Below are 23,681 nucleotides of genomic sequence, written 5' to 3' on the forward strand. Positions count from 1 at the left end.
AATGTACATGGTACTTAAGCATACCCACATGACCTGCGCTGCTCTTAGCATCCTATTCTTCACCATCCGCGGCTACTGGATGCTGACCGATTCAGACAGACTGCAGCAGCGCTGGGTAAAGATCACACCACATATAATCGATACCCTGTTACTGGCCAGCGCCATCGCTCTGACCATAACGCTGTCACAATATCCGCTAAGCCACGACTGGCTTACCGCCAAGGTAATTGCTCTACTTGCGTATATAGTCTTCGGAGCGATCGCACTGAAAAGAGGGAAGACCAAAGCAATCAGGACATTCGCCCTGATCCTGGCCTGGTCGAGCGTGGCATATATTGTCTGGGTTGCCCGCTACCACTACCCATGGCCGTGGCAACTGATGTAATAACAAGGCACTACAAGCAATACCCTTAACCGAATCAGACTCTAGTCGCCATCAAGCTGATTGCGACGCTTCCTGCTCCTGATACTGCAGCTTGATCATACTGATCAGCTCGTGCCGCCATGGAATCTGACGAATACCAAAGGCATTCAACAACTTAGAACAAACCAGCACCGAAGACTCAGGCCGTTCCGCATCCTGACTCTGCTGCGCAGAGCTGATCGCAGTCAGCTGCTCTGCTCTAAGCTTCTCATACTGCCCGGCAGCCGCGAGTACCGCCTCAGTGAAGCCATAGCGGGAAGTAACTTCGGCACCACAATAATGATAGGTACCCCAGTTTTCAGCTCCATTATGGATCTGCTTCAGCATCGCAAGAATAACCCGGGCAATATCAGCCGCAGAGGTTGGACAGCCGCGCCGGTCATCAACCGCTGCGATGCTCTCCTGCTCCCGGGCCTGCTTTAGTGCCCGCTGCATAAAATTATCACCGTAGGTACTGAATACCCAGCTTACGCGTAAAATTATATGTTGAGGCAGTGCCGCACGAAGCAATTCTTCGCCACGCCATTTGCTGTCACCATATACTCCTAAGGGAGATGCTTCATCATCTTCGGTGTAGCCACTCTGATAGTGTCCATCAAACACATAGTCTGATGAAAGATGAAACAACGGCACTGCCAGCTGACCACAAACCAGGGCAAGATTTTCAACCGCCTGGGTATTTAGCGCGTAGCAACGATCCTGTTCAGACCCGACCTGATCCACCGCATTAAAACCGGTGGTATTTATTACATAATCCGGCAGGTGCAGGTCCAGCTGATGCTGAACTGCTGCCAGATCACTGATATCCAACTGCTTATCAGATAGTGCGATCACATCAAAAAAGGGATCAGCAGCAGCGGCCAGGCTCAAAAAATAACCGATCTGACCATCTACTCCCGTTATCAGGACTTTAGCCGGACGGGTCAAAAATTCCTGCACCATAGATCAACCAACCCTGTCAGAATGGGATATCGTCGTCGAAGTCATCCATGCCAGGGGCAGGCTGAGGTGCAACGTTTTGCTTTGGCTGCTGGTTTTGCTGGTTTTGTTGATAACCCTGCTGTGGCGCTTGCTGCTGATATTGCTGCTGTGGAGCCTGCTGTTGAGGAGCCTGCTGCGGTTGTTGTTGCTGATAACCCTGCTGCGGAGCTTGCTGCTGCGGCGCCTGCTGCTGATAACCACCGGACTGTGACTGCTGCTGGAAACCGCCTTCGCTGCGACCATCAAGCATCTGCATTTCGCTGGCAACAATCTCAGTTGTATAGCGATCCTGACCGCTCTGATCCTGCCACTTACGGGTACGCAGAGATCCTTCCAGATAAACTTTAGAACCCTTTCGCAGGTACTCACCGGCAATCTCCGCAAGACGGTTGAAAAACACCACTCGATGCCATTCAGTACGCTCCTGCTGTTGCCCGGTATTCTTATCTTTCCATGATTCTGAAGTCGCCACAGTGATGTTGGTTACTGCGTTGCCGCTTGGCAAATATTTGGTTTCCGGGTCATTGCCCAGGTTGCCAATCAGAATGACTTTGTTAACACCACGTGCCATTGATCTCTCCAGTGCTCTTGTTCATTTCAACCCGACGGTCATTTATCGGGCCGGGTTCAGATAGCATTACAGCATACCATATTTATGCCGTTTAAAAGGCTATATTTCTCGCTTAATCAGGTGTTGGTTACGACGATAAATCTCTATAATTGATCCTTTTGCATCACTGTCAGGTAAGCAGATGGATAAGATACTTGTACGCGGCGCCAGAACCCACAACCTGAAGAATATCGACATCGAGCTTCCCCGGGATAAACTGGTAGTCATCACTGGCCTGTCCGGTTCAGGTAAATCATCGCTGGCCTTCGACACCTTATATGCCGAGGGACAACGACGTTACGTGGAATCACTATCCACCTACGCTCGCCAATTCCTGTCGGTAATGGAAAAACCCGATGTCGATCATATTGAAGGACTCTCACCGGCGATCTCTATCGAGCAAAAGTCGACTTCCCACAACCCTCGCTCGACCGTCGGCACTATCACCGAAATCTACGACTACCTGCGACTTTTATTTGCCAGGGCAGGAGAACCACGCTGCCCCGACCACGACCTGCCACTAGCCGCACAAACTGTTAGCCAAATGGTAGACCAGGTACTAGCCCTGCCAGAAGGGACTAAGTTAATGCTGCTCGCTCCAGTCATCCAGGGCCGGAAAGGTGAGCACTTACACACTATCGGTGAACTAAGGGCACAAGGCTTCGTACGCGCCCGAGTCAATGGCATCGTAGTGGATATCGATAGCATTCCGGAATTGGACAAGAACAAGAAACATGATATCGAAGCGGTAGTGGATCGCTTTAAAGTTCGTGATGATATGCAGATCAGACTGGCGGAATCATTTGAAACCGCACTGAATATGACCGACGGTATCGCCACAGTCAGTTACATGGACGGCGACGGTGATGAGCTTGTATTCTCAGCCCGCTTTGCCTGCCCCAAGTGCGGCCACAGCATCCAGGAACTTGAACCCCGATTATTCTCATTCAACAACCCTCACGGCGCCTGCTCGGCCTGTGACGGCCTGGGTGTAAAGCAATTCTTTGATCCTAAAAAAGTTGTCAGCGATGACAGCCTGACACTCTCAGAAGGCGCTATACGGGGCTGGGACCGTCGCGCACTGTATTATTTTCAGCAACTCAAAGCCGTAGCCGAGCATTACAGCTTCGATATGGACACCCCGTTCAGTCAGCTGAAACCAAAACAGCAGCAAGCTATATTGAACGGCAGCGGAAAGGAAAACATCTCTTTTCGCTACCTCAATGACCGCGGCGACATCATAAGCAAGTCCCACCCTTTCGAGGGCGTTCTTAACAATCTGCAACGGCGCTACAAAGAAACAGAATCCGATATGGTGCGCGAGGACCTGTCCAAGTACATTAACATGCAGGAATGCCCATCCTGTAGCGGAAGCCGCCTACGCCGCGATGCCCGACACGTATTTATCGACAAAGAGACGCTGCCGGAACTGGTACGACTATCAATCGGCGACAGCTGCACCTACTTTGAACAACTCAGCCTGCCCGGCAAGCGCGGCGAGATAGCCGAAAAAATACTCAAAGAGATCCGCTTGCGCCTGGAGTTCCTGGTCAACGTTGGACTAGATTACCTGTCGCTTGAACGCAGCGCCGACACTCTGTCCGGCGGCGAAGCTCAGCGCATCCGTCTGGCCAGCCAGATCGGCGCCGGACTGGTCGGCGTTATGTATATTCTCGACGAGCCCTCTATCGGTTTGCACCAGCGCGATAATGAAAGGCTGCTAAAAACTTTGATTCACCTGCGGGACCTTGGCAATACCGTCATCGTCGTCGAGCACGATGAAGACGCAATACGACTGGCAGACTACGTTGTCGACATTGGTCCCGGGGCTGGCATCCACGGCGGCGAAATCGTTGCGCAAGGCACACCAGAGCAGCTGTTACAATCGGAGAACTCAATGACCGCCGACTACCTGTCAGGGCGGCGTAAAATTGAAGTCCCAGCCGAAAGACATAAGCCTGACGAACGCTGGCTTAAGCTGCACGGCGCAACAGGCAACAACCTGAACGGTGTAAACCTCGACATCCCACTTGGCCTTCTCACCTGCGTTACCGGAGTATCAGGCTCAGGAAAATCAACACTGATAAACGGCACTTTATATCCGCTCGCAGCCACCGAACTAAACAATGCCACCACACTGGAAGCAGCACCCTACAAAAAGGTTGATGGCCTGGATCTGCTCGACAAAGTGATCGATATCGATCAGAGTCCGATTGGACGCACTCCGCGTTCGAACCCTGCAACCTATACCGGAATTTTCACACCGATTCGCGAACTGTTTGCAGGCACTCAGGAATCACGTTCCAGAGGCTATAAACCCGGCCGCTTTAGCTTCAACGTTAAAGGCGGTCGCTGTGAAGCCTGTCAGGGCGATGGCGTGATCAAAGTTGAGATGCACTTCCTGCCAGATGTCTATGTACCTTGTGATGTCTGCAAAGGCAAACGCTATAATCGAGAGACCCTCGAGGTAAAATACAAAGGCAAGAGTATCCACGAAGTACTTGAGATGACAGTAGAGGACGGACGTGAATTCTTCGATGCTATCCCTGCCCTGTCGCGCCGCCTGCAAACCCTGATTGATGTAGGCCTGTCGTACATCCGCCTTGGCCAGGCAGCGACAACCTTGTCCGGCGGTGAAGCGCAACGGGTTAAGCTGGCTAAAGAGCTGAGTAAGCGAGATACCGGCAAAACCTTATACATTCTGGATGAGCCTACCACCGGCCTGCACTTCTACGATATCCAGCAACTGCTGAACGTCCTGAATAGACTACGCGATCACGGCAACACGATAGTAGTCATCGAGCACAACCTGGACGTTATCAAGACCGCCGACTGGATCGTTGACCTCGGCCCTGAAGGCGGCGTTAAAGGCGGCATGATTATCGCCACGGGAACGCCTGAAGCGGTAGCGGAAAAGCCTCAGTCTTATACAGGGCAGTTCCTTAAACCGATGCTCAATCAGTCTTAGCCTGGAAGATAATTAAAAAACGCCCGCTCGGGCGTTTTTTTTTCACTTTTTCTAGCCACGAGCAAGGAAGGCTTGCCTTCCGTCTAGCAAGTCGAACTTATTCGACGATCTAGCTACTGTTTTTTAGACAATAAAAAACCCGGCGCAAGGCCGGGTTTTTTTAAGAACACTGAAGATTAATCTTCAGAAGTATCTTCAACCATTGCAGCGTCTGCTGGACGGTCAACTAGTTCAACCAGAGCCATCGGCGCGTTGTCACCAGTACGGTATCCACATTTCAGAATGCGAATGTAACCGCCTGGACGACCTTCGTAGCGAGGACCCAGTTCGTTAAACAGTTTACCAACAGCTACTTTGCTGCGAGTACGGGCAAAAGCCAGACGACGGTTTGCAACCGTGTCATTCTTTGCCAGTGTGATCAGTGGCTCAGCAACACGACGCAGCTCTTTAGCTTTAGGCAGCGTGGTCTTGATAAGCTCATGTTCAAACAGGGACACTGCCATGTTTTTGAACATTGCCTTACGGTGTGCACTTGTACGGTTAAAGTGCCGACCTGATTTACGATGACGCATCTTTAATTCCTTGCCAAACTATTCAGTTTAAAACCACTGATCAGGAAGCGACTTTATCGTCGTTTCTGATGCTCGCAGGCGGCCAATTTTCAAGGCGCATACCCAGAGACAGACCCTTAGACGCCAAAACATCTTTGATCTCTGTCAGAGATTTCTTACCTAAGTTCGGAGTCTTAAGCAGTTCTACTTCGGTACGCTGAATCAGATCACCGATATAGTAGATCTGTTCTGCCTTGAGGCAGTTGGCGGAACGTACAGTCAGCTCCAGATCATCAACCGGACGCAACAAGATCGGATCGATCTCTGGCTCTTCCGGCTCATCGTTAACCTGATCCTTACCACCTTCCAGATCTACAAATACAGCCAGTTGCTGCTGCAAAATAGTTGCAGCGCGACGGATGCACTCTTCCGGATCGATAGTACCATTGGATTCAATGTCAATAACCAACTTATCCAGGTCTGTACGCTGCTCTACACGAGCACTCTCAACTACATACGACACCAGGCGAACCGGGCTGTAGGTAGCATCAAGCAGTAAACGGCCGATAGTCCGAGACTCGTCTTCATCAGATACACGCGCGTCAGCTGGTACGTAACCACGGCCGCGAGCGATCTTCAGTTGCATGTTAAGGCTTGCACCTTCGCTCAAATGAGCGATGACATGCTCAGGATTAGCGATTTCAACGTCCTGGTTAAGCTGAATATCAGCTGCAGTAACAGGACCTGCTTCGCTTTTCGACAGAGTCAGGGTAGCTTCGTCGCCGTTATGCAACGCAACTGCAACACCCTTCAGGTTGAGCAGGATTTCGATAACGTCTTCCTGCACACCTTCAATGGTGCTGTACTCATGCAATACACCTTCCATCTCTACTTCAGTGATGGCACAGCCAGGCATTGAAGAGAGAAGGATGCGGCGTAGCGCATTACCCAGCGTGTGGCCAAAGCCGCGCTCCAGTGGTTCTAGAGTAACTTTTGCACGAGTCGTACTAATCTCCTGAACGTCGATATGACGGGGGCTTAGAAACTCGTTTACTGAACGCTGCATAGTTCCACCAATTAAGAAGTCAATTATTACTTAGAGTACAGTTCTACAATCAGCTGCTCGTTGATGTCAGCAGACAGATCGCTACGCTCTGGCAGGGACTTGAAAGTACCTTCCATCTTCGCAGAATCAACTTCTACCCACTCAACAGCGGTACGCTGAGAAGCCAGTTCAAGTGCGTTTTTAATACGCAGCTGAGTCTTAGACTTTTCACGTACTGCAACCACGTCACCAGACTTAACCTGGAAAGACGGGATATTTACAGACTGACCGTTAACCGTAATCTGGCGATGGGAAACTACCTGACGTGCTTCTGCACGGGTAGAGCCAAAGCCCATACGATAGACAACATTGTCTAGACGCCCTTCCAGCAACTGAAGAAGGTTAGTACCAGTCGCACCAGAGCGACGGGCTGCTTCTTTGTAGTAGCCGCGGAATTGCTTTTCAAGAACGCCGTAAGTACGACGAACTTTCTGTTTTTCACGAAGCTGTAGACCGTAGTCAGATAACCGACCTCTACGAGCACCGTGTACACCTGGAACATTTTCAGCTTTACACTTACTGTCCAGCGCGCGTACACCGCTCTTCAAGAAAAGGTCAGTACCTTCACGGCGAGACAGCTTACATGTTGGTCCTATATAACGAGCCATATTATTACTGTCTCCGGTTTAAACGCGACGTTTCTTCGGTGGACGACAACCGTTGTGAGGAATCGGTGTCACATCCGTGATGTTGTTAACCTTGTAGCCACAAGCGTTCAATGCACGCACTGCGGATTCACGGCCTGGGCCTGGGCCCTTAACAAAAACGTCTAGATTCTTTAGACCATACTCTTGAGCAGCTACACCCGCACGTTCCGCAGCTACCTGAGCCGCGAATGGTGTACTCTTACGAGAACCACGGAAGCCGGAGCCGCCCGCAGTTGCCCAACTCAGGGTATTGCCCTGACGATCAGTAATTGTAATGATCGTGTTGTTAAAAGAAGCGTGGATGTGAGCGAATCCGTCAACAACCTGCTTTTTAACCTTCTTACGTGTGCGATTACCTGGCTTAGCCATACTGGAAATTCCTATCGCTTACCACTTACTTACGGATTGGCTTACGTGGACCCTTACGGGTACGCGCATTAGTTTTAGTGCGCTGACCACGAAGAGGCAGACTGCGACGATGGCGCAGACCACGATAACAACCAAGATCCATCAAGCGTTTGATGTTCATGGATACTTCACGGCGAAGATCACCTTCAACTGTCAACTTGGCGATTTCGCCACGTACTGTATCCAGTTGTTCTTCTGACAAATCTGCAATTTTAGTGGTTTCTTCAATACCACAAGTTGTGCAGAGTTCCTTCGCTGTAGTGCGGCCAATTCCGAAGATGTAAGTCAATGAAATTACCGCATGCTTATTGTCAGGAATATTGACGCCAGCTATACGGGCCATTCAATTTACTCCAACTCTTTAGCATGCACCTGTCTAAATAACAGGTACTGCAAATACTTCTATTAATGGAAGGCGCGAGATTCTACCCTTTGATCAAAAATAAATCAAGGGCTCGCGCCAACCACTCCCAGACCAGGCTTAATTAACCCTGGCGCTGCTTGTGTCGTGGTTCAACTTTGCAGATTACTCGCAAAGTACCGTTACGACGTACGATCTTGCAGTTACGGCAGATTTTCTTTACAGATGCACGTACTTTCATGATCAACTCCAATAGCAGGGTCTAGCGCAGCAGGCCAGCACCACCACCTTTAAGATTCGACTTTTTCATCAGGGAATCATACTGATGAGACATCATATGCGATTGCACTTGTGCCATGAAATCCATCACAACAACAACTACGATCAGCAGCGACGTTCCACCAAAGTAGAAAGGCACATTCCAGGCTACCACCAAAAACTGCGGCATCAAGGAAACAGCGGTAATGTACAGAGCACCGAACAGCGTAAGGCGACCAAGAACATTATCGATGTACCGAGCAGATTGCTCCCCTGGGCGAATACCCGGGATGAATGCACCAGATTTCTTCAGATTATCAGCAACATCTTTCGGATTGAAAACAATCGCGGTGTAGAAGTAACAGAAGAAAATGATACAAACAGAAAACAGCAGAATGTACAGCGGCTGACCCGGACCCAGCGCTAAAGCGACATCCTGTAGCAATTCCATACCTTCCGTCTGACCAAACCATTGGCCAAGCGATGCAGGGAACAGCAAAATACTAGAAGCGAAGATCGGCGGAATAACACCGGCCATATTGACCTTCAGCGGCAGATGACTGGTCTGTGCAGCATACATACGACGCCCCTGCTGGCGCTTTGCATAGTTAATGGTAATACGGCGCTGACCGCGCTCCATAAACACAACAAAACCAACAGTGGCGATCGCCAGCACAGCAATGGCCAGCAGCGCCAGGATGTTTAAATCACCCTGACGAGCTGCTTCAAAGGACTGACCGATTGCACTAGGCAGACCGGCCACAATACCCGCGAAGATCAGAATCGAGATACCGTTACCGATACCACGCTCAGTTACCTGCTCACCTAGCCACATCAGGAATACTGCACCAGACACCAATGTCACAACTGCTACAAAGTAGAAGCTGGCATCCGCACTGAAGGCAATACCCTGATTAGCCAGGCCAACCGCCATACCAAACGACTGTACAGTCGCCAGGATAACAGTACCGTAGCGGGTATACTGATTGATCTTACGACGACCAGCTTCACCTTCCTTCTTCAACTGTTCGAGCGTAGGACTGACAACAGTCATCAGCTGCATGATGATCGATGCTGAAATGTACGGCATGATACCCAAAGCTAGGATACTCATACGTTCCAGCGCACCACCGGAGAACATGTTGAACAGACTCAGGATCGTGCCCTGATTCTGATCGAAAAGTTGTGCCAGACGATCAGGATTGATACCAGGTACCGGAATATGCGCACCGATACGGTATACAATGATCGCAATCAGAACGAACAACAGGCGCGACTTAAGCTCGCCTAAGCCGTTCTGACTTCCTGCTGGTACTGGTCCTTTCTTAGCCATTTATTCCTCGACTTTTCCGCCTGCAGCTTCAATTGCAGCCAGCGCGCCCTTGGTCACTTTAAGACCTTTGACGGTGACTGCCTTGTTGATCTCACCAGACAGAATCACACGCGCACGCTTGATACTGTTCTTGATGATATCGGCGTTCTTCAGTGCTTCCAGATCGATTACGTCAGCATCGATCTTAGCCAGTTCGTTGAGACGAATCTCAGCAACGAACGGTGCCTGGCGCGAAGTAAAACCAAACTTCGGCAGACGACGTTGCAAAGGCATCTGACCGCCTTCGAAACCTGGCTTAACAGAACCACCAGAGCGGGATTTCTGACCTTTATGGCCACGACCACCGGTTTTACCCAGGCCGGAACCAATACCGCGGCCAACGCGCTTTGCAGCGCTCTTAGAACCTTCGGCAGGACTAAGTGTATTAAGACGCATAACGGACTCCTTATTCGCCTTCTACACGAACCATGTAGTTTACTTTGTTGATCATGCCGCGAACGGAAGGAGTATCTTCCACTTCGACAGTATGACCGATACGGCGCAGACCAAGACCCTTAACGCACTCTTTGTGCTTAGGGAGCTTACCGATGGTGCTGCGTACAAGTGTAACCTTGAGAGTAGATGCCATCGTTAATTACCCCAGAATCTCGTCAACGGATTTACCACGCTTAGCAGCAACATCTTCAGGAGATGTCATGCCAGCCAGGCCGTTGATAGTTGCGCGAACAACGTTTACCGGATTGGTAGAGCCGTAGCACTTAGCCAGTACGTTGTGTACACCAGCAAGTTCAAGTACGGCACGCATCGCGCCACCGGCGATTACGCCAGTACCTTCAGATGCTGGCTGCATGTATACCTTAGAAGCACCGTGACGGGCTTTAATAGGGTATTGCAGCGTAGTACCGTTCAGATCAACGCTGATCATGTTACGACGCGCTTGCTCCATCGCTTTTTGAATAGCAACAGGGACTTCGCGTGATTTACCACGTCCGAAGCCTACGCGGCCATTTCCGTCACCAACAACAGTAAGGGCTGTGAAACCGAAAATACGACCACCCTTAACTACTTTGGCAACACGGTTAACCTGTACAAGTTTCTCTTGCAGGTCACCGTCTTTCTGATCGTGATTTGCCATTGTCAAACCCCTTAGAATTCCAGGCCGCCTTCACGGGCTGCATCTGCCAATGCTTTAACACGTCCATGGTATTTAAAACCAGAACGGTCGAAAGCAACCTTAGTCACGCCAGCGTCTTTCGCACGCTGAGCGATCAATGTGCCAACCTTATTCGCTGCATCAGAATTACCGGTAGCATCGCTACGCAGATCTTTCTCAACAGTTGAAGCTGCAGCAAGAACCTGACCACCATCCGCAGAGATAACCTGCGCATAGATGTGACGAGGAGTACGGGTTACGCACAGACGGACTGCACCCAGCTCACGCATCTTGAAACGAGCACGGCGGGCACGGCGAATACGAGATATTTTCTTATCGTTCATGACCCTACCTTACTTTTTCTTAGCTTCTTTACGGCGAACATATTCGTCAGCGTAGCGAACACCCTTGCCTTTATAAGGCTCTGGTGGACGGAATGCGCGAATCTCAGCTGCGGCCTGGCCAAGAGCTTGCTTATCGGCTGCAGTCAGCACGATAGTAGTCTGGCCTTCCATAGCAGCTTTAACGCCTTCAGGAAGTTGGTAATCGATTGGGTGTGAGAAACCCAGAGTCAGGTTCAGCGTAGTGCCTTTAACGGCAGCACGATAACCAACACCCTGAAGCAGCAGTTTCTTTTCGAAACCAGCATTCACGCCAACAACCATGTTATTAACCAAAGAACGAGTAGTACCGGCCAGAGAATTGGCCTGCTTGCTGCCATCGCGTGGCGCAAACTTCAGTACGTTTTCTTCGTTGGTTACTTCTACAGACTGGTGTACAGACAGATCCAGGGTACCGTTCTTACCCTTAACATTGATCTGCTGACCATCAACTTTAGCTTCAACACCTGCCGGTAGGACAACGGGACTTTTAGCAACTCGAGACATAGTTCTAGCTCCTAGAATACCGTACAGATGACTTCGCCGCCGATACCGGCAGCACGTGCAGCGCGATCAGTCATAACACCTTTAGAGGTGGAGATGATAGCTACGCCCAGGCCGCCGGATACTTTAGGCAGCTCGGAAGCGCCTCTGTAAACACGTACACTTGGACGGCTAACACGCTGGATAGACTCGATAACCGGCTTGCCTTCGAAGTATTTCAATTCAACAGTCATTACAGGCTTAGTTTCGCCCTCGACGGAGAAATCAGAAATGTAACCTTCCTCTTTCAAAACGGCAGCGACAGACGCTTTCATTTTGGAAGCAGGCATAGCTACAGCTGATTTTTCAGCCATATGACCGTTACGAATACGGGTTAGCATATCCGCAAGAGTGTCTTGCATACTCATGGTTTATTTTCCTTTGTGCAGCGCAATGCGGTAGCAGGGTGCGAATCACCCTGCCCAGACCATTGTGCTTACCAACTTGCTTTTTTCAGGCCTGGAACATCACCACGCATAGCTGCTTCACGCAATTTGATACGGCTCAGGCCGAATTTGCGGTAAACAGCGTGTGGACGCCCTGTAACCTGACAACGACGCACCTGGCGAACCGGGTTTGCGTCACGCGGCAGCTTTTGCAAAGCTACCTGCGCATCCCAAACTTCATCTTCAGAAGAAGCAGGGTTTTTGATGATTGCCTTAAGAGCAGAACGCTTCTCAGCATACTTAGCAACCATTTTTGCGCGTTTTGCTTCGCGCGCTTTCATACATTCCTTAGCCATTATTCTACCCTTACTTTTTGAATGGGAAGTTCAGGGCTGCCAGCAGGGCACGACCTTCATCGTTGTTGCGAGCAGTGGTGGTAACGGTAATATCCATACCACGCAGCTTATCTACCTTGTCGAATTCGATCTCAGGGAAGATGATCTGCTCTTTAACACCCATGCTGTAGTTACCACGGCCATCAAAAGACTTTGGGTTCAGACCACGGAAGTCACGAATACGAGGAATCGAGATATCAACCAGACGATCTAGGAATTCCCACATACGCTCGCCGCGCAGGGTCACCTTACAACCGATAGGCCAATTTTCACGAACCTTGAAGCCAGCGATTGATTTGCGGGCCAAAGTTACAACAGGCTTCTGACCTGCAATCTGCTGCATCTCTGCAACAGCGTTTTCCAGCTGCTTCTTATCACCAAGCGCTTCACCAACACCCATATTCAGGGTGATCTTGGTCAGGCGGGGAACAGCCATTACGTTAGGGCAGTTCAGCTCATCTTTCAGCTGTTGCTTAACGGAATCATTATAAAGGGCTTTAAGTCTAGACATGGCATCAACTCCTATTACTTAGCGATTACTTCGCCGTTGGATTTGAAGAACCGGACTTTGTTGCCATCTTCCAGAACTTTGAAGCCAACACGGTCACCTTTACCGGTAGCAGAGTTGAAGATAGCGATGTTAGATACTGCGATCGCTGCTTCTTTCTCTACGATACCGCCAGCCTGACCCAACATTGGGTTCGGCTTGGTATGTTTCTTAACCATGTTGATGCCAGACACGATCATACGACCGTTAGCAAGTACGCTAAGAACCTTACCGCGCTTACCTTTGTCTTTTCCTGCAATGACGATGACTTCATCGTCACGAATGATTTTACGCATTATTTATCCATCCTTTCCTACTACCCTCTCATGCTTAAAAACGCCAAGCCCTCGCGAGCTTAGCGTTTTTGCAAAATCCTGACTTAAAAAGTCGAGATCTTTATAGCACTTCAGGCGCCAGGGAAATGATTTTCATAAACTTCTCAGTACGAAGCTCACGAGTTACTGGGCCAAAGATACGAGTACCGATTGGTGCGTCGCTGGCGCTCAACAATACCGCTGAGTTTGTATCAAAGCGAATTACTGAACCGTCCTCACGACGAACACCTTTACGGGTACGTACCACAACAGCATTAAGGACCTGACCTTTTTTCACCTTACCGCGTGGAATTGCTTCCTTAACGGTAACTTTGATGATGTCTCCCACCCGCGCATAGCGACGGTGAGAACCACCCAGGACCTTGATACACTGCACTCGCTTGGCGCCGCTGTTATCAGCAACATCAAGCATAGATTCTGTTTGAATCATGGGTCTTTACTCCAAAATTCAGACTGTTTTCTTTGCTCTTTCAAGCCCAAAAAACAGCCTGCCAGAAGCAAAGGTGCGTTATATTACACCTTTACCGCCTGTTCTTCAATCTTAACTAGCGTCCAAGACTTACTTTTTGAAAGCGGACGGGATTCAGCGATAACAACCGTATCACCCATCTGACATTCATTCTGTTCGTCATGCGCATGCAGCTTAGTAGAGCGTGTTACGAATTTCCCGTAGATCGGGTGCTTCTCTTTACGCTCAACCATAACGGTAATAGTTTTGTCAGCCTTGTTGCTAACAACCTTACCAGTCACAGTACGTGTACGTTTTTCTGCAGCCATCATTAGTTACCTGCTTTCTCATTCAGTACGGTCTTTACACGCGCGATATCGCGGCGTACTTGACCCAACATGTGGTTCTGAGCCAGCTGACCAGTCGCTTTCTGCATACGCAGATTGAACTGATCCTTCAGAAGACCCAGCAGCGTTTGCTGCAGCTCTTCAGCGGATTGTCCGCGCAGTTCAGTTGCATTCATTACATCACCGTCCGTTTAACAATGGTGGTAGCAACCGGCAGTTTCGCCGATGCCAGGTTGAATGCCTCAATTGCCAGATCATCAGGCACACCGCTCATTTCGAACAGCACTTTACCTGGCTTAATCTGAGCAACCCAGTATTCAACACTACCTTTACCTTTACCCATACGTACTTCCAATGGCTTACCGGTAATCGGCTTGTCAGGGAAGACGCGGATCCAGATTTTACCACCACGCTTTACGTGACGAGTCATCGTACGACGAGCTGCCTCAATCTGACGCGCAGTGATACGACCGCGCCCAACAGCTTTGAGAGCAATCTCACCAAAGCTTACAGCGCTACCGCGCTCAGCCAGACCACGGTTACGGCCTTTCATTACCTTACGGTATTTAAGTCTCTTAGGTTGCAGCATTGATAATTACCCCTACTTTGAACCTTTCTTCTTAGGTTGAGCATTCTTCTGAGCGCGCACTTCTTCAATGCCTCCCAGAATCTCACCTTTAAAGATCCAGACTTTAATGCCAAGCACACCATAAGTAGTGTGCGCCTCATAAGTACCGTAATCGATGTCAGCACGCAGGGTGTGCAATGGCACACGACCTTCGCGGTACCACTCGGAACGCGCAATCTCTGCACCACCCAAACGGCCACCAACCTGAATCTTGATACCCTTGGCACCAAGACGCATCGCATTCTGTACTGAACGCTTCATCGCACGACGGAACATAACACGACGTTCTAACTGGCTCGCAATGCTCTGAGCAACCAGCTTAGCGTCAAGTTCTGGCTTACGAACTTCTTCGATGTTGATGTGGACGGGAACACCCATCATGTCAGAAACAGCGTTACGCAGCTTCTCTACATCTTCACCCTTCTTACCAATCACGATGCCTGGACGGGCAGTATGAATGGTAATTTTTGCATTCTGTGCAGGACGCTCGATTTCGATGCGACTTACTGATGCAGCTTTCAACTGACCTTCCAGATACTCACGTACCTGAAGGTCGTTCAACAGTTTACTTGCGTATTCGTTCTTGTCTGCGTACCACACCGAAGTATGATCTTTCACAATACCAAGTCGAATACCTGTTGGATGTACCTTCTGACCCATAGCGGTATCTCCTAGCAGTCAGCTACCTTAACGGTGATATGTGAAGAACGCTTCAAAATGCGATCTGCACGACCCTTAGCACGGGGACGGATGCGCTTCATCGTCATACCTTCGTCTACGAAGATTTCAGATATGCGCAGCTCGTCGATGTCAGCACCTTCGTTATGCTCTGCGTTAGCAATAGCAGATTCCAGTACTTTTTTAACAAGACCCGCAGCTTTTTGAGGGCTGAAAGCTAGAATATTCAGAGCTTCACCCACCGCCTTTCCGCGGATTTGATCGGCAACCAAACGCGCTTTCTGAGCGGAGATATGGGCGCCTTTATGCTTTGCGGCTACTTCCATTTTCTAAACTCCCGATTAGCGTTTAGCTTTCTTGTCTGCAGCATGACCCTTGTACGTACGGGTAGCAGCAAACTCGCCTAATTTATGACCAACCATATCTTCGGTGACAAACACCGGAACGTGCTGACGGCCATTATGAACTGCAATCGTAAGTCCTACAAAGTTTGGAAAAACTGTAGAACGGCGAGACCATGTTTTGATCGGACGACGATCATTGGCCTCAACTGCAGCTTCTACCTTTTTCAACAGGTGAAGGTCGATAAAAGGACCTTTCTTCAGTGAACGTGGCACAGCTGTATCCTCTGATTATTTCGCTTGACGACGGCGTACGATCATCTTATCAGTACGCTTATTCTTACGAGTTTTCTTACCTTTAGTCGGCATACCCCATGGCGACACAGGATGACGACCACCGGAAGTACGACCTTCACCACCACCGTGCGGGTGATCAACCGGGTTCATCGCCACACCACGAACGGTAGGACGAACGCCACGCCAGCGCGTAGCACCAGCCTTACCCAGTACGCGCAGAGAGTGTTCGGAGTTACCTACTTCACCCAGAGTCGCGCAGCAATCAACCAGCACTTTACGCATCTCACCGGAGCGCAGACGCAGAGTCGCGTGAGCGCCTTCACGTGCAATCAGCTGTGCCGAAGTACCAGCGGAACGTGCAATTTGAGCACCTTTACCTGGCTTCATTTCGATACAGTGGACTGTGCTACCAACAGGAATGCTGCGCAGTGGCAGACAGTTACCTGGCTTAATATCAGCACTCTGACTAGAGATCAACTGGTCGCCAGCCTTCACACCCTTAGGCGCGATGATGTAACGACGCTCACCGTCAGCATACATCAGCAAAGCGATGTGCGCGGAGCGGTTTGGATCATACTCCAGACGCTCAACGATTGCAGGGATATCCAGCTTATTACGACGGAAATCGATAAGACGGTAATGCTGCTTATGACCACCACCAATGTGACGAGTCGTAATGCGACCATACGTGTTACGACCACCGGTCTTGCTTTTCTTTTCGACCAGAGCAGCGTGAGGCTTGCCCTTGTGCAGATCAGGGTTAGTAACCTGGACTACGTGACGGCGGCCAGCGGAGGTCGGTTTAGATTTAATTACAGCCATTCTTGTAACCCCTCTTATTCGCCATCGATGAAGTCGATGTCGTGACCGTCAGCCAGGCATACATATGCCTTGCGTACGTCAGAGCGCTTACCCATACCGCGCTGTGTGCGCTTGGTTTTGCCCTTAACGTTGACGACGTTCACGCCTGTTACTTTAACGTCAAACAACTGCTCAACAGCCTTCTTGATTTCAGGCTTAGTTGCGTCAGTTGAAACACGGAATACTACCTGCTGAGAACCTTCAGCAACGATAGTTGCTTTCTCAGAGATGTGCGGCCCTAGCAGCACTTGATAGATGCGTCCTTCGTTCATGACAACGCCTCCTCAATTTTCTTGAGTGCAGCAACTGTCACCAGAACCTTCTCAAAGCCAACCAGACTAACTGGATCGATACCGGCAGCATCACGTACATCGACGTGCGGCACATTACGTGCAGCCAGGTACAGATTCTCTTCGAGATCTTCAGTGACAATCAGTACGTTCGCCAGCTCAAGCTCATTCAGCTTAGCTACAAACGGCTTAGTCTTTGGCGCTTCTACCTGGAAGTTATCAACAACAACCAGACGCTCTTGACGAACCAGCTCAGACAAGATGCAACGCATCGCAGCGCGATACATTTTCTTGTTAACTTTTTGAGCATGATCACGCGGCTGAGCAGCGAATGTTACGCCACCAGTACGCCACAATGGGCTACGGATAGTACCGGCACGTGCACGGCCAGTACCTTTTTGACGCCATGGCTTAGCACCACCACCGCTTACAGCGGCGCGGTTCTTTTGAGCCTTGGTGCCTTGACGACCACCGGCCAGGTACGCCGTAACGACCTGATGAACCAGTGATTCATTGAATTCTTTACCAAACGCCAGATCGGAAACTTCAACGTTTCCACCAGCTCCTGCAAGATTCAGATTCATTACAAACCCCCCTTAGGCGCCAACTTTAACAGCTGACTTAACGATTACGTCGCCGCCGGTAGCACCAGGGACAGCGCCCTTAACTAACAGCAGATTACGCTCAGCATCGATGCGGACAATTTCCAGGGACTGAACGGTTACACGCTCATCACCCATATGTCCGGCCATCTTCTTGCCTTTCCATACGCGACCAGGAGTTTGACACTGACCAATAGAACCAGGAGCACGGTGAGAGATTGAGTTACCGTGAGTAGCGTCCTGCATAGAGAAGTTCCAGCGCTTAATACCGCCCTGAAATCCTTTACCCTTAGACTTACCGGTTACATCAATTTTCTGACCCGCTTCAAAGCGTTCAACCGTCAGTTGATCACCAACATTTATTGCTTCGTCACCCGACAGGCGGAACTCCCACAAACCACGACCTGCTTCGGTCTCAGCTTTAGCGAAATGACCCGCTGCAGCTTTAGTCACACGGTTAGCACGACGAGAACCAACTGTTACCTGCACAGCAGAATAACCATCAGTCTCTTCAGTCTTAACCTGTGTAACCCGGTTCGGTTCCACCTCGATAACAGTAACTGGCACTGACACACCGTCTTCATTGAAGACACGAGTCATACCTGCTTTACGTCCGATTAAACTTACAGACATTTTATTACCTCAATTGCCAGTTGTGTACGGGGCTATTTACCCGCTATGGCTGCCCATCCAAGGCATTCCACACGCAGATATTCCCATCTGCGCATCGTTCTAATTAGCCGAGGCTAATTTGCACTTCTACACCCGCAGCGAGGTCCAGCTTCATCAGTGCGTCAACAGTTTTTTCTGTTGGCTCAACGATGTCGAGGACACGCTTATGTGTACGGATTTCATACTGATCACGCGCATCTTTGTTCACGTGAGGAGAAACCAGCACTGTAAAGCGCTCTTTGCGAGTAGGAAGTGGGATCGGACCATGAACCTGAGCTCCGGTACGCTTAGCAGTCTCAACGATCTCCTGAGCGGAAGAGTCAATCAGGCGATGATCAAAAGCCTTCAGACGAATTCTGATTTTCTGGTTTTGCATATCGATCACACAATTCCTAAATTGTTAAACGGCTTTCGCCGGCCTACCCCCATTTAACGGGGTAGCGCATTCTACTTAGCTGATACCCCCAAGTCAAGGGGATATTGCTTACGAAATAAACAGGACGTTTTTTAAACGCTTTTAACGAGAGAAACTGCTGCAGGGCGGAGCTACGAAGAATCAGACCTATTCTCCACTTGCTCAGCAAATGCGAGCCAAAAAAGCCCAGCAAAGTTTCTTTGCGCCCGGCTTTTCCGGCTATAACTGATATGGCCACACAAGAGGACGGAAGAACATTATCCTAAAGCCATATCAGTTAATAACCAGCAACAAAAAAGGCCCCCGAAGGAGCCTTTTTCAAATCAGATCAATGATTACTCAATGATCTTAGCAACAACGCCTGCGCCAACTGTACGACCGCCTTCACGGATCGCAAAACGCAGACCATCTTCCATCGCGATTGGGTTGATCAGGGTAACATCCATCTTGATGTTATCGCCTGGCATTACCATCTCAACGCCTTCTGGAAGCTCACAAGCACCGGTGATGTCAGTTGTACGGAAGTAGAACTGCGGACGGTAGCCCTTGAAGAATGGAGTGTGACGACCACCCTCATCTTTGGACAGTACGTATACTTCACCTTCGAAACGAGTGTGAGGTGTGATAGAACCTGGCTTAGCCAGTACCTGACCACGCTCAACTTCTTCACGCTTAGTACCACGCAGCAGCGCACCAATGTTCTCACCAGCACGACCTTCGTCAAGCAGCTTACGGAACATCTCTACACCAGTACAGGTAGTAGTCTGAGTTTCCTTAACACCAACGATTTCGATTTCTTCACCGGTACGAACGATACCACGCTCAACACGACCAGTTACCACGGTACCACGACCGGAGATAGAGAATACGTCCTCGATAGGCATCAGGAATGGCTGATCGATTGCACGCTCTGGCTGTGGAATGTAAGAATCCAGCGCTTCTACCAGCTTCTTAACAGCAGTAGTACCCAGCTCGTTTTCGTCTTCGCCGTTCAGCGCCATCAGAGCAGAACCCGCGATGATTGGAGTGTCATCACCTGGGAATTCGTACTGATCCAGCAGCTCGCGCAGCTCCATCTCAACCAGTTCCAGCATCTCTTCATATTCTTCAGAGTCAACGCCGCCGCAATCTTCAGCCAGCAGGTCAGCTTTGTTCAGGAATACAACGATGTATGGTACACCTACCTGACGAGACAGCAGGATGTGCTCACGAGTCTGTGGCATAGGGCCATCAGTCGCGCCACAAACCAGGATAGCGCCGTCCATCTGAGCAGCACCAGTGATCATGTTTTTAACATAATCGGCGTGTCCCGGGCAGTCTACGTGCGCATAGTGACGCTCAGTAGAATCATACTCAACGTGAGAAGTTGCGATTGTGATACCACGCTCACGCTCTTCCGGAGCATTGTCGATACCGTCAAAAGCTACAGCTTCACCACCGAATACTTCTGCACAAACACGAGTCAGTGCAGCAGTCAGAGTTGTTTTACCGTGGTCAACGTGGCCGATAGTACCAACGTTAACGTGCGGCTTGTTACGTTCAAATGCTTGTTTAGCCACGATCAATACCTCATTAATATATTGGGCAAATTATCTTGCGTTGATTACCGCATCGGCGACGTTATTCGGCGCCTCTGCATAATCAAGGAATTCCATAGAGTAGGTTGCACGACCCTGAGTAGCGGAACGCAGATCGGTAGCATAACCAAACATCTCTCCCAGAGGGACCTGAGCATTGATTACCTTACCGGAACTACTGTCTTCCATACCCTGAACCAGTCCGCGACGACGACTTAAGTCTCCCATCACGTCACCCATATACTCTTCTGGAGTAACGATTTCTACCTTCATCATAGGCTCAAGCAGACAGGGACTTGCTTCCTGCGCATACTTTTTTAACGCCTGAGATGCGGCAATTTTAAATGCCATTTCGTTAGAGTCAACATCATGGAAGGATCCGTCAAAAAGGCGCGCCTTTAAGCCGATCAGAGGATAGCCGGCAATAACACCGTTTTGCATCTGCTCTGCAATACCCTTCTCAATCGCAGGTATGTATTCTTTTGGAATAGCACCACCCACAATCTCGTTAATGAACTCCAGCCCCTCTTCATCAGAAGGACTAAACTCAACGACAACGTGTCCATACTGACCACGACCACCGGACTGACGAATGAACTTATGATTCGCCTCGACCGGCTGACGTATTTTCTCGCGATATGCGACCTGCGGCTTACCGATGTTCGCTTCCACGCTAAATTCGCGTTTCATACGATCAACCAGTATATCAAGATGCAGCTCACCCATACCCGAGATAATCGTCTGGCCACTTTCCTGATCAGTTTCAACACGGAAAGATGGATCTTCCTGCGCCAGCTTACCCAACGCGATACCCATTTTCTCCTGATCGGCCTGAGTTCTAGGCTCAACCGCTACAGAGATAACAGGCTCAGGGAATTCCATGCGCTCAAGTATGATCTTATGATCAGGAGCACACAGAGTCTCGCCAGTTGTCACATCTTTCACACCGATCAGAGCAGCGATATCGCCTGCGCGAACCTCTTTAATCTCGTCACGGTTGTTAGCGTGCATCTGCACCATACGGCCGACACGCTCTTTTTTACTTTTTACAGAGTTGATTACACTGTCACCGGAGCGCAACACGCCGGAGTAAACACGAACAAAGGTCAGAGAGCCAACAAACGGATCGGTCGCGATCTTGAATGCCAATGCGGCAAAAGGCGCATCATCATCAGCTTCACGGGTCGCGACTGTTTCAGCAGCATCATCCAAGGTACCTTCAATCGCCTTCACCTCAATCGGAGACGGCATGTACTCGATAACAGCATCCAGCATCGCCTGAACACCTTTGTTCTTGAAAGCAGAACCAGCCTGCATCAAGATAAGGTCGTTATCCAGGGTACGGGCGCGGAGACCAGCTTTGATCTCCTCGTCAGACAAAGTACCTTCTTCAAGATACTTGTCCATCAACTCTTCAGATGCTTCAGCGGCAGCCTCAATCATCTGTTCTCGCAGCTCGTCGGCCTTGTCCTGCAAATCAGCCGGAATATCTTCCAGCTCATAAGTCATACCCTGATCCGCTTCGTTCCACATAATGGCTTTCATGCGAACCAGGTCAACAACACCCTTGAAGTCCTCTTCTGCTCCGATCGGGAAATTGATCGGTACAGCATTAGCTCCCAGACGCTCTTTCAACTGATCAACGACCATGAAGAAGTCAGCACCAATACGGTCCATCTTATTGACGAACACCATACGAGGAACCTCGTACTTGTTCGCCTGACGCCATACGGTCTCAGTCTGAGGCTGGACACCAGATGATGCGCACAACACGACAACAGCACCATCGAGAACCCGCAGGGAACGCTCTACTTCAATGGTGAAGTCAACATGCCCCGGAGTATCGATGATGTTAATGCGATGCTCATCAAACTGCTTGCTCATCCCCTGCCAAAAACAGGTGGTAGCAGCAGAAGTGATGGTAATACCACGCTCCTGCTCCTGCTCCATCCAGTCCATGGTCGCAGCACCATCGTGCACCTCACCGATCTTATGGGAAAGACCGGTATAGAACAGGACACGTTCGGTAGTCGTGGTTTTACCCGCGTCTACGTGCGCACAAATACCGATATTACGGTATCTATTGATAGGAGTTTTACGAGCCACTGCTTAATCCTCAGATGCTTAGAAGCGGTAGTGAGCGAATGCTTTGTTCGCTTCAGCCATGCGATGAACGTCTTCACGCTTCTTCACTGCTGCGCCACGACCTTCAACTGCATCACCGATTTCACCGGCCAGACGCAGTGCCATGGATTTCTCACCACGCTTACGGGAAGCATCAACCAACCAGCGCATCGCCAGAGCAGCACGACGGGAAGGACGTACTTCAACAGGCACCTGGTACGTAGCACCACCAACACGGCGGGATTTAACCTCAACCATTGGCTGAATAGCTTCCAGCGCCTTGTTGAAAGTTTCAATTGGATCTTCGCTGCCACGCTCCTGGATTTTCTCCAGTGCAGTGTAAACGATTTTCTCAGCTACAGATTTCTTACCACTGATCATCAGATGGTTAGTAAACTTAGCCAGTACAATATTTCCGAATTTAGGATCCGGCAGAATTTCGCGTTTTGCCGCAACTCTTCTTCTTGGCATGATAAGCCCCTTTAAATATAGGTCTTCAGGTTATTTCAGGAATGGATACCTGACCTTACTCTTATTGCTTGCGGTCTAGCGCAGTTGTATGACACATCAATGCCGAACTTCTTTTGCTGTCCCGAAAAACGATTAAGACTTAGGACGCTTGGTACCGTACTTAGAACGACCTTGCTTACGATCGTTTACGCCACTGGTATCCAGTGCGCCACGTACTGTGTGGTAACGTACACCCGGCAAATCTTTTACACGACCGCCGCGGATCAGAACTACAGAGTGCTCCTGCAGGTTGTGACCTTCACCACCGATGTAGGAAGTCACTTCAAATCCGTTAGTCAAACGAACACGGCAAACTTTACGCAGTGCTGAGTTCGGTTTCTTAGGGGTCGTTGTATAGACACGAGTACAAACGCCACGGCGTTGTGGACATGCCTGCAAGGCAGGAACGTCGCTCTTGGCCGTTTTGCGCTTACGCGGCTGTCGTACCAACTGGTTAATTGTTGCCATTAAGCAAACTCCAGGCTTTTATTTAAGCACCAAAAAAA

Annotated in this window: 36 protein-coding genes; 2 read left to right on the plus strand and 34 right to left on the minus strand. The window is 49.9% G+C overall.

Annotated features, from left to right (window positions below; all coding sequences use genetic code 11):
* Position 1: 1 nt before the first annotated feature.
* A complete protein-coding gene (locus ACQUQM_RS17605) occupies positions 2–385 on the plus strand; it encodes a SirB2 family protein (RefSeq protein ID WP_432471177.1) in 384 nt (127 codons plus the stop codon).
* A gap of 51 nt (positions 386–436) precedes the next feature.
* Here the strand turns inward: ACQUQM_RS17605 and rfbD are convergent, their stop codons facing one another.
* Positions 437–1,366, minus strand: coding sequence for a dTDP-4-dehydrorhamnose reductase (gene rfbD, locus ACQUQM_RS17610; protein WP_432471178.1), 930 nt, complete (start codon positions 1,364–1,366; stop codon positions 437–439).
* Positions 1,367–1,382: 16 nt separating this feature from the next.
* Complete coding sequence (gene ssb, locus ACQUQM_RS17615; RefSeq protein ID WP_432471179.1) at positions 1,383–1,976, minus strand: single-stranded DNA-binding protein; 594 nt, start codon at positions 1,974–1,976, stop codon at positions 1,383–1,385.
* 181 nt (positions 1,977–2,157) lie between these two features.
* On the opposite strand from ssb, the gene uvrA reads away from it, so the two are divergent.
* Positions 2,158–4,983, plus strand: coding sequence for an excinuclease ABC subunit UvrA (uvrA, locus tag ACQUQM_RS17620; RefSeq protein WP_432471180.1), 2,826 nt, complete (start codon positions 2,158–2,160; stop codon positions 4,981–4,983).
* Between the two features lie 176 nt (positions 4,984–5,159).
* Here the strand turns inward: uvrA and rplQ are convergent, their stop codons facing one another.
* From rplQ to rpsL, 32 genes are all read right to left on the minus strand, one after another.
* Positions 5,160–5,555, minus strand: coding sequence for a 50S ribosomal protein L17 (gene rplQ, locus ACQUQM_RS17625; RefSeq protein ID WP_432471181.1), 396 nt, complete (start codon positions 5,553–5,555; stop codon positions 5,160–5,162).
* 40 nt (positions 5,556–5,595) lie between these two features.
* The gene (locus ACQUQM_RS17630; RefSeq protein WP_432471182.1) at positions 5,596–6,600 is read right to left on the minus strand and encodes a DNA-directed RNA polymerase subunit alpha; all 1,005 of its coding nucleotides are present in this window, start codon (positions 6,598–6,600) and stop codon (positions 5,596–5,598) included.
* 26 nt (positions 6,601–6,626) lie between these two features.
* Positions 6,627–7,247, minus strand: a complete 621-nt coding sequence (gene rpsD, locus ACQUQM_RS17635; RefSeq protein ID WP_432471183.1) for a 30S ribosomal protein S4 — start codon at positions 7,245–7,247, stop codon at positions 6,627–6,629.
* A gap of 18 nt (positions 7,248–7,265) precedes the next feature.
* Positions 7,266–7,655 (minus strand): 30S ribosomal protein S11, encoded by a 390-nt coding sequence (gene rpsK, locus ACQUQM_RS17640; RefSeq protein ID WP_019622838.1) that lies wholly within the window; start codon positions 7,653–7,655, stop codon positions 7,266–7,268.
* Between the two features lie 25 nt (positions 7,656–7,680).
* Positions 7,681–8,037: a 30S ribosomal protein S13 gene (rpsM, locus tag ACQUQM_RS17645; protein WP_432471184.1), complete on the minus strand. Its 357-nt coding sequence runs from the start codon at positions 8,035–8,037 to the stop codon at positions 7,681–7,683.
* 142 nt (positions 8,038–8,179) lie between these two features.
* Positions 8,180–8,296, minus strand: coding sequence for a 50S ribosomal protein L36 (gene rpmJ, locus ACQUQM_RS17650; protein ID WP_083935407.1), 117 nt, complete (start codon positions 8,294–8,296; stop codon positions 8,180–8,182).
* 21 nt (positions 8,297–8,317) lie between these two features.
* A complete protein-coding gene (gene secY / locus ACQUQM_RS17655) occupies positions 8,318–9,646 on the minus strand; it encodes a preprotein translocase subunit SecY (protein ID WP_432471185.1) in 1,329 nt (442 codons plus the stop codon).
* The gene (gene rplO / locus ACQUQM_RS17660) at positions 9,647–10,081 is read right to left on the minus strand and encodes a 50S ribosomal protein L15 (RefSeq protein ID WP_432471186.1); all 435 of its coding nucleotides are present in this window, start codon (positions 10,079–10,081) and stop codon (positions 9,647–9,649) included.
* 10 nt (positions 10,082–10,091) lie between these two features.
* Positions 10,092–10,274, minus strand: a complete 183-nt coding sequence (rpmD, locus tag ACQUQM_RS17665) for a 50S ribosomal protein L30 (RefSeq protein WP_432471187.1) — start codon at positions 10,272–10,274, stop codon at positions 10,092–10,094.
* A 6-nt stretch (positions 10,275–10,280) separates the two neighbouring features.
* Entirely contained in the window at positions 10,281–10,781 is a 501-nt protein-coding gene (gene rpsE / locus ACQUQM_RS17670; protein WP_432471188.1) for a 30S ribosomal protein S5, read from the minus strand.
* A gap of 11 nt (positions 10,782–10,792) precedes the next feature.
* Positions 10,793–11,143 carry a 50S ribosomal protein L18 gene (gene rplR, locus ACQUQM_RS17675; RefSeq protein ID WP_432471189.1) on the minus strand — a complete coding sequence of 117 codons (351 nt, stop codon included), beginning with the start codon at positions 11,141–11,143 and terminating at the stop codon, positions 10,793–10,795.
* Between the two features lie 9 nt (positions 11,144–11,152).
* The gene (gene rplF, locus ACQUQM_RS17680) at positions 11,153–11,686 is read right to left on the minus strand and encodes a 50S ribosomal protein L6 (protein ID WP_432471190.1); all 534 of its coding nucleotides are present in this window, start codon (positions 11,684–11,686) and stop codon (positions 11,153–11,155) included.
* 11 nt (positions 11,687–11,697) lie between these two features.
* On the minus strand, positions 11,698–12,090 hold the full coding sequence (gene rpsH / locus ACQUQM_RS17685) for a 30S ribosomal protein S8 (protein WP_432471191.1): 393 nt from the start codon (positions 12,088–12,090) through the stop codon (positions 11,698–11,700).
* Between the two features lie 68 nt (positions 12,091–12,158).
* Positions 12,159–12,464, minus strand: coding sequence for a 30S ribosomal protein S14 (rpsN, locus tag ACQUQM_RS17690; protein WP_432471192.1), 306 nt, complete (start codon positions 12,462–12,464; stop codon positions 12,159–12,161).
* 10 nt (positions 12,465–12,474) lie between these two features.
* The gene (rplE, locus tag ACQUQM_RS17695) at positions 12,475–13,014 is read right to left on the minus strand and encodes a 50S ribosomal protein L5 (RefSeq protein WP_432471193.1); all 540 of its coding nucleotides are present in this window, start codon (positions 13,012–13,014) and stop codon (positions 12,475–12,477) included.
* A 14-nt stretch (positions 13,015–13,028) separates the two neighbouring features.
* Positions 13,029–13,346: a 50S ribosomal protein L24 gene (rplX, locus tag ACQUQM_RS17700; protein WP_432471194.1), complete on the minus strand. Its 318-nt coding sequence runs from the start codon at positions 13,344–13,346 to the stop codon at positions 13,029–13,031.
* Positions 13,347–13,446: 100 nt separating this feature from the next.
* Positions 13,447–13,815: a 50S ribosomal protein L14 gene (rplN, locus tag ACQUQM_RS17705; protein WP_432471195.1), complete on the minus strand. Its 369-nt coding sequence runs from the start codon at positions 13,813–13,815 to the stop codon at positions 13,447–13,449.
* 83 nt (positions 13,816–13,898) lie between these two features.
* Positions 13,899–14,162 (minus strand): 30S ribosomal protein S17, encoded by a 264-nt coding sequence (gene rpsQ / locus ACQUQM_RS17710; RefSeq protein ID WP_432471196.1) that lies wholly within the window; start codon positions 14,160–14,162, stop codon positions 13,899–13,901.
* Positions 14,163–14,164: 2 nt separating this feature from the next.
* Positions 14,165–14,356, minus strand: coding sequence for a 50S ribosomal protein L29 (gene rpmC / locus ACQUQM_RS17715; protein ID WP_432471197.1), 192 nt, complete (start codon positions 14,354–14,356; stop codon positions 14,165–14,167).
* Positions 14,356–14,769: a 50S ribosomal protein L16 gene (gene rplP / locus ACQUQM_RS17720; RefSeq protein ID WP_432471198.1), complete on the minus strand. Its 414-nt coding sequence runs from the start codon at positions 14,767–14,769 to the stop codon at positions 14,356–14,358. The genes rpmC and rplP overlap by 1 nt, the downstream gene beginning before the upstream one ends.
* Positions 14,770–14,781: 12 nt before the next feature.
* Entirely contained in the window at positions 14,782–15,468 is a 687-nt protein-coding gene (gene rpsC, locus ACQUQM_RS17725) for a 30S ribosomal protein S3 (RefSeq protein ID WP_432471199.1), read from the minus strand.
* Between the two features lie 11 nt (positions 15,469–15,479).
* Entirely contained in the window at positions 15,480–15,812 is a 333-nt protein-coding gene (gene rplV / locus ACQUQM_RS17730) for a 50S ribosomal protein L22 (RefSeq protein ID WP_432471200.1), read from the minus strand.
* A 15-nt stretch (positions 15,813–15,827) separates the two neighbouring features.
* Entirely contained in the window at positions 15,828–16,103 is a 276-nt protein-coding gene (gene rpsS / locus ACQUQM_RS17735) for a 30S ribosomal protein S19 (protein WP_215953571.1), read from the minus strand.
* A gap of 15 nt (positions 16,104–16,118) precedes the next feature.
* Positions 16,119–16,946 (minus strand): 50S ribosomal protein L2, encoded by an 828-nt coding sequence (gene rplB, locus ACQUQM_RS17740; RefSeq protein ID WP_432471201.1) that lies wholly within the window; start codon positions 16,944–16,946, stop codon positions 16,119–16,121.
* 14 nt (positions 16,947–16,960) lie between these two features.
* Positions 16,961–17,257 carry a 50S ribosomal protein L23 gene (gene rplW / locus ACQUQM_RS17745; RefSeq protein ID WP_126159339.1) on the minus strand — a complete coding sequence of 99 codons (297 nt, stop codon included), beginning with the start codon at positions 17,255–17,257 and terminating at the stop codon, positions 16,961–16,963.
* Entirely contained in the window at positions 17,254–17,859 is a 606-nt protein-coding gene (rplD, locus tag ACQUQM_RS17750) for a 50S ribosomal protein L4 (RefSeq protein WP_432471202.1), read from the minus strand. The genes rplW and rplD overlap by 4 nt, the downstream gene beginning before the upstream one ends.
* Before the next feature lie 12 nt (positions 17,860–17,871).
* Positions 17,872–18,510: a 50S ribosomal protein L3 gene (gene rplC, locus ACQUQM_RS17755; protein ID WP_432471203.1), complete on the minus strand. Its 639-nt coding sequence runs from the start codon at positions 18,508–18,510 to the stop codon at positions 17,872–17,874.
* 103 nt (positions 18,511–18,613) lie between these two features.
* Positions 18,614–18,925: a 30S ribosomal protein S10 gene (gene rpsJ / locus ACQUQM_RS17760; protein WP_019622815.1), complete on the minus strand. Its 312-nt coding sequence runs from the start codon at positions 18,923–18,925 to the stop codon at positions 18,614–18,616.
* 374 nt (positions 18,926–19,299) lie between these two features.
* The gene (gene tuf / locus ACQUQM_RS17765) at positions 19,300–20,523 is read right to left on the minus strand and encodes an elongation factor Tu (RefSeq protein WP_432471204.1); all 1,224 of its coding nucleotides are present in this window, start codon (positions 20,521–20,523) and stop codon (positions 19,300–19,302) included.
* A gap of 30 nt (positions 20,524–20,553) precedes the next feature.
* Positions 20,554–22,647, minus strand: a complete 2,094-nt coding sequence (gene fusA / locus ACQUQM_RS17770; RefSeq protein ID WP_432471205.1) for an elongation factor G — start codon at positions 22,645–22,647, stop codon at positions 20,554–20,556.
* Between the two features lie 18 nt (positions 22,648–22,665).
* Positions 22,666–23,136 (minus strand): 30S ribosomal protein S7, encoded by a 471-nt coding sequence (rpsG, locus tag ACQUQM_RS17775; protein WP_432471206.1) that lies wholly within the window; start codon positions 23,134–23,136, stop codon positions 22,666–22,668.
* 132 nt (positions 23,137–23,268) lie between these two features.
* Entirely contained in the window at positions 23,269–23,643 is a 375-nt protein-coding gene (gene rpsL / locus ACQUQM_RS17780; RefSeq protein WP_432471207.1) for a 30S ribosomal protein S12, read from the minus strand.
* Between the last annotated feature and the right edge of the window lie 38 nt (positions 23,644–23,681).

Origin of the sequence: Amphritea sp. HPY (assembly GCF_050870985.1) — a bacterium.
Classification (GTDB): Bacteria; Pseudomonadota; Gammaproteobacteria; order Pseudomonadales; family Balneatricaceae; genus Amphritea.

Coding starts and splice junctions, on each gene's coding strand:
- ACQUQM_RS17605 (WP_432471177.1), top strand. CDS start 2: ATGTACATGGTACTTAAGCATACCCACATGACCTGCGCTGCTCTTAGC.
- rfbD (WP_432471178.1), bottom strand. CDS start 1,366: ATGGTGCAGGAATTTTTGACCCGTCCGGCTAAAGTCCTGATAACGGGA.
- ssb (WP_432471179.1), bottom strand. CDS start 1,976: ATGGCACGTGGTGTTAACAAAGTCATTCTGATTGGCAACCTGGGCAAT.
- uvrA (WP_432471180.1), top strand. CDS start 2,158: ATGGATAAGATACTTGTACGCGGCGCCAGAACCCACAACCTGAAGAAT.
- rplQ (WP_432471181.1), bottom strand. CDS start 5,555: ATGCGTCATCGTAAATCAGGTCGGCACTTTAACCGTACAAGTGCACAC.
- ACQUQM_RS17630 (WP_432471182.1), bottom strand. CDS start 6,600: ATGCAGCGTTCAGTAAACGAGTTTCTAAGCCCCCGTCATATCGACGTT.
- rpsD (WP_432471183.1), bottom strand. CDS start 7,247: ATGGCTCGTTATATAGGACCAACATGTAAGCTGTCTCGCCGTGAAGGT.
- rpsK (WP_019622838.1), bottom strand. CDS start 7,655: ATGGCTAAGCCAGGTAATCGCACACGTAAGAAGGTTAAAAAGCAGGTT.
- rpsM (WP_432471184.1), bottom strand. CDS start 8,037: ATGGCCCGTATAGCTGGCGTCAATATTCCTGACAATAAGCATGCGGTA.
- rpmJ (WP_083935407.1), bottom strand. CDS start 8,296: ATGAAAGTACGTGCATCTGTAAAGAAAATCTGCCGTAACTGCAAGATC.
- secY (WP_432471185.1), bottom strand. CDS start 9,646: ATGGCTAAGAAAGGACCAGTACCAGCAGGAAGTCAGAACGGCTTAGGC.
- rplO (WP_432471186.1), bottom strand. CDS start 10,081: ATGCGTCTTAATACACTTAGTCCTGCCGAAGGTTCTAAGAGCGCTGCA.
- rpmD (WP_432471187.1), bottom strand. CDS start 10,274: ATGGCATCTACTCTCAAGGTTACACTTGTACGCAGCACCATCGGTAAG.
- rpsE (WP_432471188.1), bottom strand. CDS start 10,781: ATGGCAAATCACGATCAGAAAGACGGTGACCTGCAAGAGAAACTTGTA.
- rplR (WP_432471189.1), bottom strand. CDS start 11,143: ATGAACGATAAGAAAATATCTCGTATTCGCCGTGCCCGCCGTGCTCGT.
- rplF (WP_432471190.1), bottom strand. CDS start 11,686: ATGTCTCGAGTTGCTAAAAGTCCCGTTGTCCTACCGGCAGGTGTTGAA.
- rpsH (WP_432471191.1), bottom strand. CDS start 12,090: ATGAGTATGCAAGACACTCTTGCGGATATGCTAACCCGTATTCGTAAC.
- rpsN (WP_432471192.1), bottom strand. CDS start 12,464: ATGGCTAAGGAATGTATGAAAGCGCGCGAAGCAAAACGCGCAAAAATG.
- rplE (WP_432471193.1), bottom strand. CDS start 13,014: ATGTCTAGACTTAAAGCCCTTTATAATGATTCCGTTAAGCAACAGCTG.
- rplX (WP_432471194.1), bottom strand. CDS start 13,346: ATGCGTAAAATCATTCGTGACGATGAAGTCATCGTCATTGCAGGAAAA.
- rplN (WP_432471195.1), bottom strand. CDS start 13,815: ATGATTCAAACAGAATCTATGCTTGATGTTGCTGATAACAGCGGCGCC.
- rpsQ (WP_432471196.1), bottom strand. CDS start 14,162: ATGGCTGCAGAAAAACGTACACGTACTGTGACTGGTAAGGTTGTTAGC.
- rpmC (WP_432471197.1), bottom strand. CDS start 14,356: ATGAATGCAACTGAACTGCGCGGACAATCCGCTGAAGAGCTGCAGCAA.
- rplP (WP_432471198.1), bottom strand. CDS start 14,769: ATGCTGCAACCTAAGAGACTTAAATACCGTAAGGTAATGAAAGGCCGT.
- rpsC (WP_432471199.1), bottom strand. CDS start 15,468: ATGGGTCAGAAGGTACATCCAACAGGTATTCGACTTGGTATTGTGAAA.
- rplV (WP_432471200.1), bottom strand. CDS start 15,812: ATGGAAGTAGCCGCAAAGCATAAAGGCGCCCATATCTCCGCTCAGAAA.
- rplB (WP_432471201.1), bottom strand. CDS start 16,946: ATGGCTGTAATTAAATCTAAACCGACCTCCGCTGGCCGCCGTCACGTA.
- rplW (WP_126159339.1), bottom strand. CDS start 17,257: ATGAACGAAGGACGCATCTATCAAGTGCTGCTAGGGCCGCACATCTCT.
- rplD (WP_432471202.1), bottom strand. CDS start 17,859: ATGAATCTGAATCTTGCAGGAGCTGGTGGAAACGTTGAAGTTTCCGAT.
- rplC (WP_432471203.1), bottom strand. CDS start 18,510: ATGTCTGTAAGTTTAATCGGACGTAAAGCAGGTATGACTCGTGTCTTC.
- rpsJ (WP_019622815.1), bottom strand. CDS start 18,925: ATGCAAAACCAGAAAATCAGAATTCGTCTGAAGGCTTTTGATCATCGC.
- rpsG (WP_432471206.1), bottom strand. CDS start 23,136: ATGCCAAGAAGAAGAGTTGCGGCAAAACGCGAAATTCTGCCGGATCCT.
- rpsL (WP_432471207.1), bottom strand. CDS start 23,643: ATGGCAACAATTAACCAGTTGGTACGACAGCCGCGTAAGCGCAAAACG.